The sequence below is a fragment of the Sphingomonas sp. BK036 genome (genome assembly GCF_004216825.1).
Taxonomy (GTDB): Bacteria; Pseudomonadota; Alphaproteobacteria; order Sphingomonadales; family Sphingomonadaceae; genus Sphingomonas.
The window spans coordinates 16,536-31,080 of sequence record NZ_SGXR01000010.1 but is presented as its reverse complement, the minus strand read 5'-3'; the positions used below and the strand labels follow the sequence as shown (position 1 = coordinate 31,080).

At 61.7% G+C, this 14,545-nt stretch carries 13 protein-coding genes; 8 read left to right on the top strand and 5 right to left on the bottom strand.

Going from position 1 to position 14,545, the window contains the following annotated elements; translation table 11 throughout:
- Positions 1 to 178 precede the first annotated feature (178 nt).
- Positions 179 to 1,150 carry a tyrosine-type recombinase/integrase gene (locus EV283_RS18660; RefSeq protein WP_130328017.1) on the top strand — a complete coding sequence of 324 codons (972 nt, stop codon included), beginning with the start codon at positions 179 to 181 and terminating at the stop codon, positions 1,148 to 1,150.
- 63 nt (positions 1,151 to 1,213) lie between these two features.
- Here EV283_RS18660 and EV283_RS19520 read toward each other — a convergent pair whose 3' ends face one another.
- Entirely contained in the window at positions 1,214 to 2,524 is a 1,311-nt protein-coding gene (locus tag EV283_RS19520; RefSeq protein WP_242616073.1) for a sugar transferase, read from the bottom strand.
- Positions 2,525 to 3,456: 932 nt separating this feature from the next.
- On the opposite strand from EV283_RS19520, the gene EV283_RS18650 reads away from it, so the two are divergent.
- The 7 genes from EV283_RS18650 to EV283_RS18620 all read left to right on the top strand — a co-directional run bounded on the left by EV283_RS18650 (position 3,457) and on the right by EV283_RS18620 (position 9,940).
- Entirely contained in the window at positions 3,457 to 4,671 is a 1,215-nt protein-coding gene (locus EV283_RS18650) for a replication initiator protein A (protein WP_242616072.1), read from the top strand.
- A gap of 425 nt (positions 4,672 to 5,096) precedes the next feature.
- Positions 5,097 to 5,876: a helix-turn-helix domain-containing protein gene (locus EV283_RS18645; protein ID WP_130328013.1), complete on the top strand. Its 780-nt coding sequence runs from the start codon at positions 5,097 to 5,099 to the stop codon at positions 5,874 to 5,876.
- 294 nt (positions 5,877 to 6,170) lie between these two features.
- Positions 6,171 to 6,827, top strand: coding sequence for a ParA family partition ATPase (gene parA, locus EV283_RS18640; protein WP_130328011.1), 657 nt, complete (start codon positions 6,171 to 6,173; stop codon positions 6,825 to 6,827).
- Positions 6,824 to 7,081, top strand: coding sequence for a ribbon-helix-helix domain-containing protein (locus EV283_RS18635; protein ID WP_130328009.1), 258 nt, complete (start codon positions 6,824 to 6,826; stop codon positions 7,079 to 7,081). Before parA ends, EV283_RS18635 begins: the two co-directional genes overlap by 4 nt.
- Positions 7,082 to 7,186: 105 nt before the next feature.
- Positions 7,187 to 8,023 (top strand): transketolase, encoded by an 837-nt coding sequence (locus EV283_RS18630; protein WP_130328007.1) that lies wholly within the window; start codon positions 7,187 to 7,189, stop codon positions 8,021 to 8,023.
- A complete protein-coding gene (locus EV283_RS18625; protein ID WP_130328005.1) occupies positions 8,020 to 8,931 on the top strand; it encodes a transketolase C-terminal domain-containing protein in 912 nt (303 codons plus the stop codon). The genes EV283_RS18630 and EV283_RS18625 overlap by 4 nt, the downstream gene beginning before the upstream one ends.
- On the top strand, positions 8,918 to 9,940 hold the full coding sequence (locus EV283_RS18620) for an NAD(P)-dependent oxidoreductase (RefSeq protein ID WP_130328003.1): 1,023 nt from the start codon (positions 8,918 to 8,920) through the stop codon (positions 9,938 to 9,940). The genes EV283_RS18625 and EV283_RS18620 overlap by 14 nt, the downstream gene beginning before the upstream one ends.
- 52 nt (positions 9,941 to 9,992) lie before the next feature.
- On the opposite strand, the gene EV283_RS19290 is transcribed toward EV283_RS18620, so the two are convergent.
- The 4 genes from EV283_RS19290 to rfbH all read right to left on the bottom strand — a co-directional run bounded on the left by EV283_RS19290 (position 9,993) and on the right by rfbH (position 14,536).
- Positions 9,993 to 10,166, bottom strand: a complete 174-nt coding sequence (locus tag EV283_RS19290) for a hypothetical protein (protein WP_165391844.1) — start codon at positions 10,164 to 10,166, stop codon at positions 9,993 to 9,995.
- 567 nt (positions 10,167 to 10,733) lie between these two features.
- Positions 10,734 to 11,786, bottom strand: a complete 1,053-nt coding sequence (locus EV283_RS18615; RefSeq protein WP_130328001.1) for a glycosyltransferase family 2 protein — start codon at positions 11,784 to 11,786, stop codon at positions 10,734 to 10,736.
- Positions 11,758 to 13,101 (bottom strand): MATE family efflux transporter, encoded by a 1,344-nt coding sequence (locus tag EV283_RS18610; protein ID WP_130327999.1) that lies wholly within the window; start codon positions 13,099 to 13,101, stop codon positions 11,758 to 11,760. Before EV283_RS18610 ends, EV283_RS18615 begins: the two co-directional genes overlap by 29 nt.
- 121 nt (positions 13,102 to 13,222) lie before the next feature.
- A complete protein-coding gene (rfbH, locus tag EV283_RS18605) occupies positions 13,223 to 14,536 on the bottom strand; it encodes a lipopolysaccharide biosynthesis protein RfbH (protein WP_130327997.1) in 1,314 nt (437 codons plus the stop codon).
- Between the last annotated feature and the right edge of the window lie 9 nt (positions 14,537 to 14,545).

Sequence of the window (14,545 nt, the reverse complement as noted above, 5' to 3'; positions counted from 1 at the left end):
TATTTATGGCAGCAATGTTAGCGTCGCATATGCGACGCCTCACACCATGCGCTCCTCATTTACAGGCCTAACGTGTCGATATGTCGATATGTCGATATGTCGTCATATTATATTTCGGGTGTCGTACATTCGTGTACGGTACGCGTCATCGCCTCGATGGCCCTGTCGCGTGGAGCTTATGAACCAGATCCTGTCCCCGGTTTTTGCCCCCTCCCCTACCCTCCTGCTACCCGTATTGATCGCGGATGCTGAGCCGCAGACGCAGCGTCGATTTCTCGAATTCTTCGTGGCAACGATTCGCAACGCCCATACCCGGCGTGCCTATGCACGCGGGGTTAGCGACTTTCTCGACTGGTGCGCGGTACGCGGCGTTGTCGCGCTCGAGCAGATCGAGCCGCTCCACGTCGCCGCCTGGATCGAGGAGCTCGGGCGCGCCGTAGCAGTGCCGACGGTCAAGCTGCGCCTCGCCGCGATCCGCCACCTGTTCGACTGGCTCGTCACGGGCCAGATTGTGCCGCATAATCCCGCCATCTCCGTCCGCGGCCCGGCGCACAGCGTCCGGCGTGGTAAGACGCCGGTGCTCGACCCCAGGGAGGCGCGCGCACTGATCGACGCGATCGACGTGACCACGCCGATCGGGTTGCGCGACCGCGCGCTTATCGGGTTGATGGTCTATAGTTTCGCGCGGGTCGGCGCCGCCTTGTCGATGCGCGTCGAGGACGTGTTTGTACAGAACCGACGCTTATGGGTACGGCTCCACGAAAAGGGCGGCAAGCGGCACGAGATGCCATGCCATCACAATCTCGAGGAGTATCTCCATGCCTATCTCGACGACTGCGACTTGCGCGGCGATCGTAAGGCGCCGCTGTTCCGCACCATCGGACGCGGTACGAGCGTGCTGAGCCAATCTCCCCTGCCCCAGGCTAACGCCTTTCAAATGGTCCGTCGCCGCGCAGCTGCGGCGGGGATCGAGACGGCGATCGGCAATCATTCGTTCCGCGCAACCGGGATTACCGCGTATCTCAAGAACGGAGGTACACTCGAACGCGCGGCCGCGATGGCCAACCACGCCTCGACCCGCACGACGCAACTCTATGACCGGCGCCACGACGACGTGTCACTCGACGAGGTCGAGCGCGTAATGATCTGATGTGTCGATATGTCGACATGTATGACGCTGAAAACCGTGGTGGCGAGCGAGCCCGTATCTGGGCTAGAACGCATTTCGATGCAGCAGCACCCGGAACGTCATCACGATGATCTTCAAATCACGCCAGATCGACCAATTCTCGATATATTCAAGATCGGCCCGCAGCCGGTTCTGCAGATCAGCCTCGACCAGGGTCGCACCGCGATAGCCCCGGACCTGTGCCAAGCCGGTCAGCCCGGGCTTGGCGGCATGGCGGTGCCAATAGCGATGATCTACCTCCCAGAACAGCTTGTCGGCCGCGCGCGAACCTAGCGCATGTGGGCGCGGCCCGACGATGCTCATGTCGCCCCCCAAGACGTTGAGCAGCTGCGGCAGTTCGTCGAGGCTGGTGCGCCGGATGAAACGGCCGACGCGCGTGACGCGGTCGTCATCGCGTGCGGTCGAGCGATCCCCGGCGCCATCGGCACTATCGACCCGCATACTGCGAAACTTCTTCATCCGGAACATCTGGTTGCCGCGGCCGATACGCGTCTGCGTGAAGAAGACGGGGCCTGCGGAATCGCGCTTTATTAGGAGTGCGACGATCGCGAACATCGGCAGCAACGCGATCAGCGCGGCCCCCGCCAAGGCGACATCGAACGCACGCTTGACGCTCCGGTCGACCAGCCCGAGCGGACCGTTGGCGATGATCAGTGTCGGCGTATCGCCGAAGCTGGCCATGCCCAGCGGCGCCAGCGTATCGAGTTCGGGGACGAAGATCTCGCCCTGAATATTGGCCCCCTTCAACGCATGCGCCCAAGCTACGCGACGTTCGGGCGCACAGGCGACGATGACGCGATCGGCATGTTCGAGCGACGTCGCCAGCCGGTCGTACATCACCGGATCGTGGCTGTCGGGATCGAACGCTGCATCCGCCGCGATCACGATCGAGAAGATACCGGGGGGAACCGGTGAGTTTCCATCACGCAACAGCACGACGCTGAACGGATTGCCGCCGATGATCTGGTCCATGTGGCGGGCAAAGACATAGCGGCCGATCGACAGTGTGACGACCGTGAAGACCGACCCGATCGAGACTACGAGACGTGGGAAGGTATCGGTCGTCTTCAGCGCGAAGGCCGCGAAGATGACCGCGCAGATCGCGATAGCGAACGCCTGCAGGCCCTTGGCGATTGCGCGGAACGGGTCCTGCACGTTGCCCGCGGCATAGGCATGCGCATTGACCGCGGCAACGATATAGATCGGTAGCACGACGACGAGCACGAACGCCCAGTTGGACGCGCCCAGGACGTGATCGCGGACGGTCGCCGCAAGCCCGAAGCTCAGCACGATGCATAGCAGATCGAACGCCAACAGTCCGACCACCATCCGCATCCGCAGTGTCGTCGCGCGCGGTCGCCAAAACTGGCGACCTGCGGATGGCGTCGCGAACGATGCCTCTTGCGAACGTTGGGTGTTCAACCGGTCCACTTCCAATTTCATTACGCCCTCGGAATACTACCGAAATGAATTAAGTCAGCGCGATAGACCGTTACGCTGCCAGAAGATAGCAGTGGGCGGCCTGTATAGTCCTGTGAACCACATACACGTACGAACCTAACAGTCCCGTGAACCGCACGTAACGAACCAGACGTCGCAGACGGGTGCGTCCAACGGGTAGGTAAGCGCCAAGCCAGTCAGGTTCGGCGTATCGATTATGAGCCGATTTCGGTCCGATCTCGAGTGGCACGCGATCGCCGGGTCTGCGATTTGGCGGCGGGGCTGACTCCGTCGGCGCGGGGCGAACTGTAGATCACGGATCTCGCGCACTGCTACCTCGACACGGGCGACCTCCATGTCGAGCAGATGGGCCGCAGCTATACCTAGCTCGACACGGGGACGCATGATTCGCTGCTGAAGGCGTCCGAATTCGTCCAGACGATCCAGCGCCGGCAGGGCATCCAGATCGCGTGCCTGGAGGAGATCGCCTATCATCAGGGGTTGATCAGTGCCAATCAGGCACTGAACCTGGCGGCAGGCCTCGCTAGATCGCCATACGGGGCGGCGATCCTCCGGGCGATCGAGCACCGCGCCCCGCGGAGGTAAGGATCGAGGGCCGGCCGGAAAAGCTCGACCCTAAAGGCACGCGTACGATATCAAGATGTATGGATGTCGACGTGAAGACGTGATGCAGCCGCCTGGTAGCGGGTCAAAATCCTTATGAATTCATACTCGAAAGCACGAACTCGGAGGTCGATGCAGGCGTGTTTCGCCTTGTGCAGGACGGCGGGATGCCAAAAGTTCGTGCTTTCGAGTATGAATAGGGAATGACCCGCTCGTCCCCTGTCCTGCCCGCCGCCCCCTCCCCCGCAAAGCTCGCTTCCCCAGACCAGGGCGACGCGTCTCCCGCGATCCGGGCGACCCGCAAGGCGGATGTGGCAGGTGCCCCCCCACGCGAAGCGCCGGCCCGGATCGCCTCGAAGGCGACCGGTCCGAAAATGCCCGCCAAGACGTCCACCAAATCCCCCGGCAAGACTCCGGCAAAGGTTCCCCAAGGCGAGCTGTTCCTGCTCGACAGCCCGCTGCACGGCGAGATTCGTGGCGAGCGCTCGCTGATGGCGTTCCCGTTCTTCGCGCTCAGCAAGAACGCCTGGATGAAGCCGCTTAGTTACAGGACCGACACGGTGACGATCGAGGTGCGGCCGTCGGCGAGCGGTGTTGCAACGATCTACGACAAGGAGATCGTGCTCTATATCGCGAGCCTGATGGCGGCCAAGCTCGAGGCGGGCGACGAGGTCGCGCAGGATTTCGTCTTCACCGCGCATGACCTGTTTAGCGTCACCGGCAGCAATCACAGCGCGCGCTCCTATGGACGGCTGTCGGAGGCGCTGGAACGGCTCCAAGGCACGCAGATCAAGACCAATATCGAGGCGGGCGGCGAGGGCGAGGAGGGCTTCTTCTCGTGGCTGTCCGAGGCCAAGCTGCATTATTCCAAGACACGCAGCGGCGAGCGCCGGCTCAAGGCGATCAAGGTACGGCTGTGCGACTGGCTATTCCGTGCGATTTTGCTCGACCGCCACGTGCTCGACTATGCGATCGCGTATTTCCAGCTCGGGCCGATCGAACGACGGATCTACGAAGTCGCGCGGTCGACCGGCGATGGCGACGGCTTCGAGATTGACCTGCCGACTTTCCGGCTACAGATCGGCTACCAGAACCCACTGGCCAATTTTAGGGCGGCGCTGAAGCAGATAGCCGGCACCGACACGATCCCAGACTATCATCTTGAGCTCGTCGACACGGCGGTCGAGCCGGAAGAACCCGGGCGGCGCGGTCGTAAGGCCAATCCGGTGCGCGTGATGATCACCCGGCGCCCGATCGCGCTGGCGCCTGCGCTGTCTTCTGAGCCCTTGCCCGACTCTCCTCCATCGCCCGACCCTCGGTCATCGACTGCGGAGCCATTGGATTCGGCGGCTTCAAACTCAGAGATTTCGGGCTCGGGCGAATCACCCGCGACCGACTCGGACCATGCGTTTAAATGATACTCGAAAGCATGAACTTTCCAGGTAAATTAATACTCGAAAGCACGAACTTTTTCTGAATTGATACTCGAAAGCACGAACTTTTCGACCAATTTATACTCGAAAGCACGAACTTTTTCTGAATTGATACTCGAAAGCACGAACCGCAAGGGCTTCCGTCGCACGGCATTAACTGCAAAATCCTGCAGGGTCGGCATCGATGTCGACGCTAATGAAGATGGAGCGGCTGTGACCCCCTAAAGAAAAGCCCGGCACGAAGGCCGGGCATCCCAAGGTTTTGATGGAGCAACGTCGCCAAACGTAGCCCCGGGCTGAAAAACACCGCGCCCTTTCCAGATAGACCCCGACGAACCTTGGTTCAAGGATGCGCGTTTCGCGCCACGCTCTTTTTTTGTTCTGGTCCCAGCCCCGATAGGGGACGGAAGATGACGGCTATCACCCTCGGTCAGGCCGCCACACAGGCGCTTGGCGGGTTCGCGCGCGGACGCAAACCCGCGCGATCGGGCGCACCGCACCGCACCGGTGCGCCGGTGCTGCGCGACAGCATCGAGGCGGGGACGTTCGAGGAGATGTTCTTCGCGGTTCCCGCCAAAGGCGAAACCGACGCATTGCTGCGGATCGCCCGGCGGACGCTGGACGCCGGGCGCCGGCTCCGCCGCGAGGCGCGGGCCGGTACGCGTGCGCTCACCAACGCCGAACGCACGATCGCGACGCTGACGGCGGGCGCAGTGCGTATCTACGAAGAGCTGCTGACGCTCGCCCGGCTCAACCGCGGCCGCGTGTTTCCGAGCTACGACCACCTGTCCGAAGTGACCGGCCTGGGCCGCGCGACCGTCGCGCGTGCTCTCCTTATCCTCGAGAACATCGGCTTTCTCGTCCGGCAGCGCCGGTTCAAGCGCGTCGCGGCCGAGGGGGCGGGGCCACGCTACAAGCAGACCTCGAATGTCTACCGCCCGACGCTGCCGCAGCGCGTCTTGGCCTATCTGCCGCGTTGGATGCGACCGGCACCGGTGCCCGACGATGCCATGCAGTACGCGGCGGACCAGCGCGATGCGGTGACCGGCATGATTGCAGGACTGTCGTGCCGCGATCTCGCAGTCGTCACGGTCGGGGGGCAATTGGGCAAGGCTCTCGCTAAGCTTGGTGCAGGTATAGATCGACTTGAGCGTGAGTCTCATAACCATACTCAACCGCTCCAAAACTAGTTTGAGATAACATGAAAATGAACCAATCTGATCGATCACCTCAATCAGCCAAACGAACCCGAAAGGACGGTTGACCAAACACACGTACCAAAATGAGAGACTCCTGGAGTGCCGGCTAACGCCGACACGTGCTCCCTAGCTGGAGCAAGCGGTTGACGTTGTACGGATGTTCGCAACGCTCGATTGGTCCAGCGTGAGTATCAGCTAAGGTAAAGATACGATCTCAATGCAGAACGAGGAAAAGCTTGCCTTTGGTGTTGATCCATCGGCATGTAGACATGTAGGGAGTACGACATGCCGACGATTGCGATCATCAGCCAAAAGGGCGGGGCGGGCAAGACCACGCTCGCGCTCCACCTCGCCGCTGCGGCGCAGGATGCAGGGCGTATCGCGCTGATCTTCGACACCGATCCACAGGCGACTGCCAGCCAATGGGCCGCTTGGCGGCAGGATGCCCCCCCCGAGGTAATCGACAGCCCGCCGCCACGGCTCTGCGCTAAGGTCGAGCAGGCGCGCGGGCAGGGGGCCGAGTTCATCGTCATCGACACGCCCCCGCATGCCGACAGCGCCGCGCGCGCCGCGGTCGAGATCGCCGATCTGGTGCTGATCCCATGCCGACCAAGCGCGTTCGACCTGTCGGCGATCCGGACCACTGCCAAACTGGTCCAGCTGCTGCGCAAACCGGCGTTCGTGGTTTTTACCGCAGGGTCGCCCAACGCGCCGCGCATCTATCAAGAGGCGGGCGATCTAGTCGCCGGCTTGGGCACGCCAGCCTGCCCGATCCAGATTCCCGACCGTGCGGCCTTCCGCCACGCCAGCGCCGAGGGCCGGACGGTCATGGAATTCGAACCCGGTGGCAAGGCCGCGGATGATATCCGCAGCCTCTACACCTGGACCTGTCGACAAGTCGACGCATCGACAAAGTCTTGTAAAGCGAAAGTCTCCGCATGAGCCGCAAGCCCTCGTTCGCTAATCTGCGCGATCGTAAACCGCTCGAGTCCGCTGCTCCGGTTGCGGAAACCAAGCCGGCATCCGGCCCGGCCAGTCGCCAGGGCCGCAAGCAGATCGCCGGGTTCTTCACTCCCGAAATGTCGTTCGCGATGCATACGCTGGCAAGGCGGCAGGGCAGGAGCCTTCAGGCGCTGATGGCGGAATCGTTCAACGACGTCCTGCGCAAGCATGGCGAAAGCCCGATCGGGGATTGATGGAAAACGGCTTGCGGGCGTCCGCCGGCACCCGGTAACGCGTATCGCAGATCCTGATGGCTGCAGAACCACGCCATGCAGTATGTCCTATCGAAGGAACCGATAATGCAGGCTGTGCCTGACCCGACCAAAACCAATTTTCCGTTCGCGCCGGCTCGGCTGCGCCGGACTGTGCTCGACATGGCCTATGCAGGGCAGACCGTGCACATCGGCTGTGCCTTCTCGATTATCGAGCTGCTGGCGGTCCTGTATCGAAACCATCTGCAGTTCTCCCCGACCGATCCGGCATCCCCCGGTCGCGACATGCTGGTCCTTAGCAAGGGGCATGGCGTGATGGCGCAATATGCCTGTATGCGTGAGATCGGCTGGATCGACGATGCGGCCGTTTCCGGCTATTTCGCGGACGGATCGACGCTCAAGGGCCTGTCCGATTCTCGCGTGCCCGGGCTGGAGGTCACGTCCGGCTCGCTCGGCCACGGTTTGTCGATCGCGGTCGGCATGGCACTCGGCGCACGCCGCAACGGCAGTAACCAGCGTGTGTTCTGCATCGTTGGCGACGGCGAGATGAACGAGGGGCCGAACTGGGAAGCGATGCTGTTCGCGCCGCAGCATAAGCTCGACAATCTGGTGGTCATCATCGACGAGAACGGCTTCCAGGCGATGGGCCGGACCGACGAGATCATCGCGCTCGGCGACTTGGCGACCAAGTTCGCCGCGTTCGGTTTCGATGCGGTGACGATCGACGGCCATGACGAAGCCGCGATCGACGATGCGGTGACGTCTCTGCTCGGCAACGGGTCGGGACGACCAAAGGCGATCATCGCCAAGACGATCAAGGGATATGGCGTGCCGTTCATGGAAAATGACAATATCTGGCATTACACGCGGCTGACCGACCAGACCTACCAAGCCGCGATCGCGGCGCTGGAGGAGGCACGGTGAGGGACGCTTTCTCCAACAGCTTGGTTCGCCTTGCCGACGCCGATCCGCGCGTCCTGTTGCTGACCGGCGATCATGGCTACGCCTTGTTCGATACGTTTCGCGCGGCGCATCCTGATCGCTACATCAATGCTGGCATCGCCGAGCAGAACATGGTCGGCATGGCGGCCGGCCTTGCCCGCATGGGCTTTCATCCGTTCGTCTACGGGCTGAGCGCGTTCGTGCCCGTCCGGGTGCTTGAGCAGATCAAGCTCGACGTGGCGCATGACAATCTGCCGGTGGTCTTCTGCGGTGATGGGGCAGGGTTCGTCTACAGCACGCTGGGGACCAGCCATCAGGCGCTTGAGGACATAGCCTGTATCCGGGCGGTGCCTGGGATGATGGTGCTGTCGCCTGCGGATCGTCACGAACTCAGCGCTGCGATGGATCATGCGCATGGGGCCAGGCTCTCGGTCTATTTGCGGATGGGCAAGGCCGACCGGGGCGACATCCACGCGGACGGGACGACGATCGATACGGCACGGCTACAATGCCTGCGGCCGGGGCGCGATGGCGGCACGGTCATCCTCGCGACCGGTCCGATCGCCACCACCGCGCTCGCCGTCGCCGACCGGATCGAGGGTGTCGGGCTGTGGAGCGCGCCGTCAATCAAGCCGTTCGATACCGAGACGCTGGCGACGATCTGTCGGTCGGCCGGACGGTTGGTGACGATGGAGGAACATTCGGTGATGGGCGGCTTCGGATCGCTCGTTACTGAGGAAGTTTCGGCAATCCATCCGCTTCACGTCCTGCGGATTGGTGTGCAGGATCGTTTTTCGGAGCATTGCGGATCCTATGAGTATCTGCTGCGCGAGCACGGTCTGGATCTCGAAACCGTGACGGCCCAGGTCAGGGCCTATGACGCAGGCTAGCGACTGGCGCGGTCCGCACGCCCACGATCTTGGCGGCCGGCACGTCTTCCTGACCGGGGGGACGGGGGCGGTCGGCCGCACGCTACTCGACTATCTCGATCGCTGCGACGCCGCGCATGCCGGGCTGCGCGTCACCGTCTTGACGCGCGATGCGAAGGCCTTTGCCGACCGCCATCCGGCGCAGGCGCAACGGCCGTGGCTCGACTTAGTCGAGGGCAACCTCAGCGCGCTGCCGCCCTTGCCCGTGGGCACGACCGACGTGATCCACGCCGCAGCCGATACGCACCTTGGGACCGGACATGCCGCCTGGATCGACCAGATCGTTGGCGGTACGCGGATCTTGCTCGATGCCGCAGTACAGGCGCGGGCAGGGCGGTTCCTGCTCGTTAGTTCGGGCGCGGTCTATGGCCCGCAACCGGCGTCGATGGCCACGCTGAACGAGGACTATGGCGGCGCACCCGATCCGTTACTGGCGGGCTCGACCTACGGGCAGGCCAAACGCGTGGCCGAGCAACTGTGCACCATCGCTTGTCACGAGCAGGGCCTCGCTACCGTCATCGCCCGACTGTTCGCGTTTGGCAGCGTCCACATGCCACGCGACGACCGCTATGCGCTGGGCAGCTTCGTGCGCGATGCGCTGGCGGATGACGACAGGCCAATCGAAGTGGCCGGTGACGGTTTGGCCATACGCTCGTATCTCGGTGGGAACGACATGGCGCATGCGCTGGTCACCGCATTGACAGCAGGCAAACCTGGCGGTGCTTATAATATCGGGTCCGACGACCCCGTGACGATCCGTGCGTTGGCGGAACGCATCCGCGACCGTCTGTCGCCGCAACGCGATGTCGTCGTCCGCGGCGCTGCCGGCAACGGCCAGCGGTCGCGCTACGTACCCGACGTCGATCGTATTGTCGCGCTCGGTGCGGTATCGCAAACCGATCTGAATAGCGTGATCGACGAGGTGGCCGGCGTAACCACGACTTGCTTGCCTCGCTGTGTCGATCTGTAGTCATGTCTACAGATCGACAATGTTATGCTGAGGGTAGTCCGGTTCGATCGGTTTACATGATCTTGGCGTGGATGGTGGGCGTGTCGCTCTCTTCGTCATGCGCGCGCGTCGTGACCCGGTACACTACACCCTCATTCTCGAAGGTGAGATTGATCTGCGGTTCGCCGTCGAACGCGTGCGAAAAGCTTTTGTCACTGCCTTCGACGAGTACATGATAGTTGGTCATAATCTCTCCATGGTCATGTATTGGCAACGCACGACTGTCCGCTGGGATGCATGCCGCGCTGTTCCCGGTCGCCGGTACGAAGTCAGTGGAGCCAGATCAGCGACCCCAGATCAGCGAGTGATCGTGGGAACCAGTACCCGACGGGCGATCATGTCCGACGCCGGCACCGTGACATGGCCGGAGTCGAACGTCGTAATGCCCAGGCGCCCGTCGTCGCCTATACTAGGTCATGCAACCGTACGACGTGCAGAACAGGTCGATCAGGCTTACATAACGGGAATATCGATCGCTGTTGAAATCCCGCTTGAGTGCGCGATCGCGTTCGAGAACGTCGGGGTTCCAGGCCCGTCGCCATATACAGCGGCGTATCCTTTAATGCGGTGCCGTAAAACGGCTAAGGGGGATCGCTGAACGCATGCCAGCGGTGGTGCGTTATTGCGGTCGACACTTCGAGGCATGGCGCCGACCAGCCTCGACGACCGACCAGTCTCTACGGCCGTCACGGCTTCGTCAGTGCCGGATCACGTCTCGGCAAGGGGGCGATAGGTACTCCAACCCCAAATGCCGTCAAGCGAACGCCTTGATACCCCGGCGCTTCAACGTTCGCCGAAAAATTGCCTGTGCCATCAGCATGAGCGGGCGTGGCGTGATCGCAATCGGAAATGTCCTCATCCAGAATGTCGGGTAGCGCCAGTAATAGGAGACTGACATCGGGATCGCCTGCTTCCAATAGGGGCTACCCGCACCGTAGATCTTGGCACCTAGGAAATGCGTTCGGACATAGAAGGCGGAAACCTTGGCCATCGCGCTGCGATACGCCCAATGGTCTCGGCCTAGCGTGTCGCCGAAGGCACGTTCGTAACCGACCATGTCGAGCTGCGTTCGCGCGAAGGTGTCGCGTCCCTGGAACGAGTCGTTGCCAAGCCGGCAACCAACGAGAATGTCGGGTACGCAGACCCAGGTCGATTGCTCGTCGAGCGATCTGGCGACCACATAGGTATGAACATAACCGTTCAGATAAGGCTCGATCGGGCTTGCATCGACGGCTCTTGCCCAAGCTTCGCGGCGCACGACGATGCTCGACATATAGCCGAACCACGGACCGACCGAACTGATGATCTCGCCACGACCGTTGAGGAGGGTCTCGGCTGCAAAGTTGGTCGCGATATAGTTATGCGGCGCGGTTCTCTCCGTCATATCGTGATTGTAGCCGTCCGAACCCAGACTGATGCCGGCAAGCATCGGATATACGGCAAGAACGCGTTCGACCCGGGCGAACGCACCAGTGTCGAGCAAGACATCGTCGCTACCGAAGAGCCAGCAATAGTCGCCCGATGCACAGGCGACCGCATTGAGAATATTGCGGTCGAAACCGAGATTGTCGGTGAGACGATGATAGACGATCGGGATATCGCGGTCGGCGTAACTCGCGACAAGCGTAGGCGTATCGTCGGTGGATGCATTGTCGCTGATGACGATCTCAACGTCTAGGCCGTATCCGGTCTGCGCCATGAGGCTGTCGAGCATCACGCGAAGTTCGGGCGCGCGATTATAGGTTGGTACGCAGATGGAAAGACGCATTGTTGCCTCCTTAGGCAAGAACAGAATAACGCCGTGCATGAAGCCAGCATCGGACTGGAAGCACCCATGCCGCCGTGAGCAGAAAGCATCCGATAAGGCCGCATATCATTCCCGGGAGACCGAAATATCGTGCCCCGAGAAATTGCAGGGAGATACTCAGCAGCGATTGGACAGGTGCGACTATCCATAGCAGTAAAAGATCGTTCATACTTTGCAAAACCATCGCGAAGGTGTCCGTCCATACCCTCACCATGACATAAAGCGTAAGAAGGCCGATCACGACGAGGGGGATTGGTGTACGCAGACCGGGGGCGATGATACGAACGATAAGCGTATTTGTCAGCGCGACGCCGACCCCTGCGAGCAACGTGAACATCATGCCAAATATGATATAGTTCTTGGTCTTGGCAAAGACGCTGTGCCAGTCGTTGCGCGCGATCGCTTCGCTGCAGATTGGCCACAGCGCCTGGAGCAATGCCGTGTAGACGAAGAATATCAAAAGAAAGAGCTTCGTTGCGACGCTGTAGATTACGATATCCTGGACCGCCAGGACGCGGACCATAATGATATAGTCGACCTGCAGGACAGACGCGGCCAGTAGACCGGAAATCCAGAATCGAAAGGAGCGTTGCAACAGCGGTTTGGCGAGCGTCTGGCTGAAACCATGATGGCGTGTGGCACGGGCGGCCGTGAAGCCTAGGGCGATCATCGGCAGCACCGCCAGCGGCAGATAATAGAGCAGCGTCGATAGCGCGATCCGTGGGCCGGTGCTGATATGCTGCAATAACCAGATGGCGGCGGTGCCGATGACCGTTCCCGCTGCCGGAACGAGGTTCGACAGATAGCCGCGATGTCGCGCGAACCAGATCCGGTAGACCACCCCGCCGAGTGCGGTACCGATCGAGGGAAGTGCCATTGCGTAAAAAGCGAGGGTGCGATCAGATGCCGACAGAAAGGTGAACCCGCCGAGCAGAAGGCTCGACAACCACGGCCCGAGCGATAGCATCACTAGGCCGGTGAAACAGGCCGTCCCGAGCGACAACAGAGCGCCGGTCAGGATCAGATCGTCGGTTTCTTCACCCTTGGCTCGGCGCTCCGAAATATAATTCTGCAGGCTGATGCCGATGCTGAAATCGCTCAGCAGCAACCATCCGTTCAGGCTGGCGAGCACCGCGAAGACGCCGTAGCCGCTCGTGCCGAGGCTTCCCATGAGGATGCGCACGGCAACGAGCTGGGCGATCACTTGGATGCCGCGGCCGATCCAGCCGCCTCCGGCTACCAGCCAGACCGATGGAATACGAAATCCCGACAGGCCGGCGCCGACCCGCCCGGTTTGTCGATCGGCATCGTTCACGCGCTGTTCCCCGCCAATGGCGACATCGACGGGGAACAGGTACTACATGTAGACATGTCGACGATCATACAATCTGGAATCATGGGGTCGTCGAACCGATTCTAGTCAGGAGTGCGATTGATCAGAAATTCAGCCCGAAGAATTCTTCGAGCTTCTCACCGACATAGTCGAAATGCTCCGCGCCAAGTGCCGGATACAGGCCGATCCAAAACGTGTTGTTCATCACGCGGTCGGTCTGCGTCAGGTCGCCGACGACGCGGTAGTTGACGTGCTCAAAATAGGGCTGGCGCGTCAGGTTGCCGGCGAACAGCAGGCGCGTGCCGATCTTGTTCTGGTCGAGGAAGCGGGTCACGTCGACGCGCTTGGCATCGACGCCATCGCGCAGCATCAGCGGAAAGCCGAACCATGACGGATCCGAATTCGGCGTCGCTTCGGGCATGATGAAGATTTCTTCCAGGCTTTTCAGCCGCTCTGTGAGCAGTCCGAAATTGCGCCGGCGGGCGGCGATGAAACCTTCCGCACGATCGAGCTGGGCAAGACCGCACGCTGCCTGCATGTCGGTGATCTTCAGATTGTAGCCGAGGTGCGAATAGACGTACTTGTGGTCGTAGCCGAACGGCAGCGTGCCGTGCTGCTGGCCGAAGCGCGAGCCGCAGGTGTTGTCGCAGCCGGGCGCGCAATAGCAGTCACGACCCCAGTCGCGAATCGACTCTATCAGCGGACGCAGCTCGGCCGACTTGGTGAACACCGCGCCGCCTTCGCCCATCGTCATGTGATGCGCCGGGTAGAAGCTCAGCGTCGCGACGTCGCCCCAGGTGCCGACCAGCTTGTTGTCATAGGTCGCGCCGAGCGCGTCGCAGCAATCCTCGACCAGCCATAGATCATGCTCGTCGCAGATCCGGCGGACCTCGGCGAGGTTGAACGGGTTGCCGAGCGTGTGCGCGATCATGATCGCCCCGGTTTTCTCGGTAATCGCCGCCTCGATCAGGTTGACGTCGATGTTGTAGGTCGGGATCTCGACGTCGACGAACACCGGTACCAAGCCGTGCTGGATCGACGGGTTGACCGTGGTCGGGAAGCCGGCCGCGACGGTGATGACCTCATCCCCAGGCTTCAGGCGACGATCGCCGAGCTTGTGGCTGGTCAGGCACGACAGCGCCAGCAAGTTCGCGGACGAGCCCGAGGTAGTGGTCAGTAGGAACGGCGCGCCGACCATCTTTGCAAGCTTCGCCTCGAATTCGGTGTTGAAGCGACCGGTGGTCAGCCAGCCGTCGAGCGACGCCTCGACCATCATCTCGATCTCGGGTGCGCCGATCACCTTGCCCGCGGGCGGGATCACGGACTCACCGGGCACGAACGGCTTGAGTGCGAATTGCTGTTCGGCGTACTGGCCGACTAGGGTGCGGATCTGCTTGCGGAGTTCGTCAGCGGTCATGGGTAATAG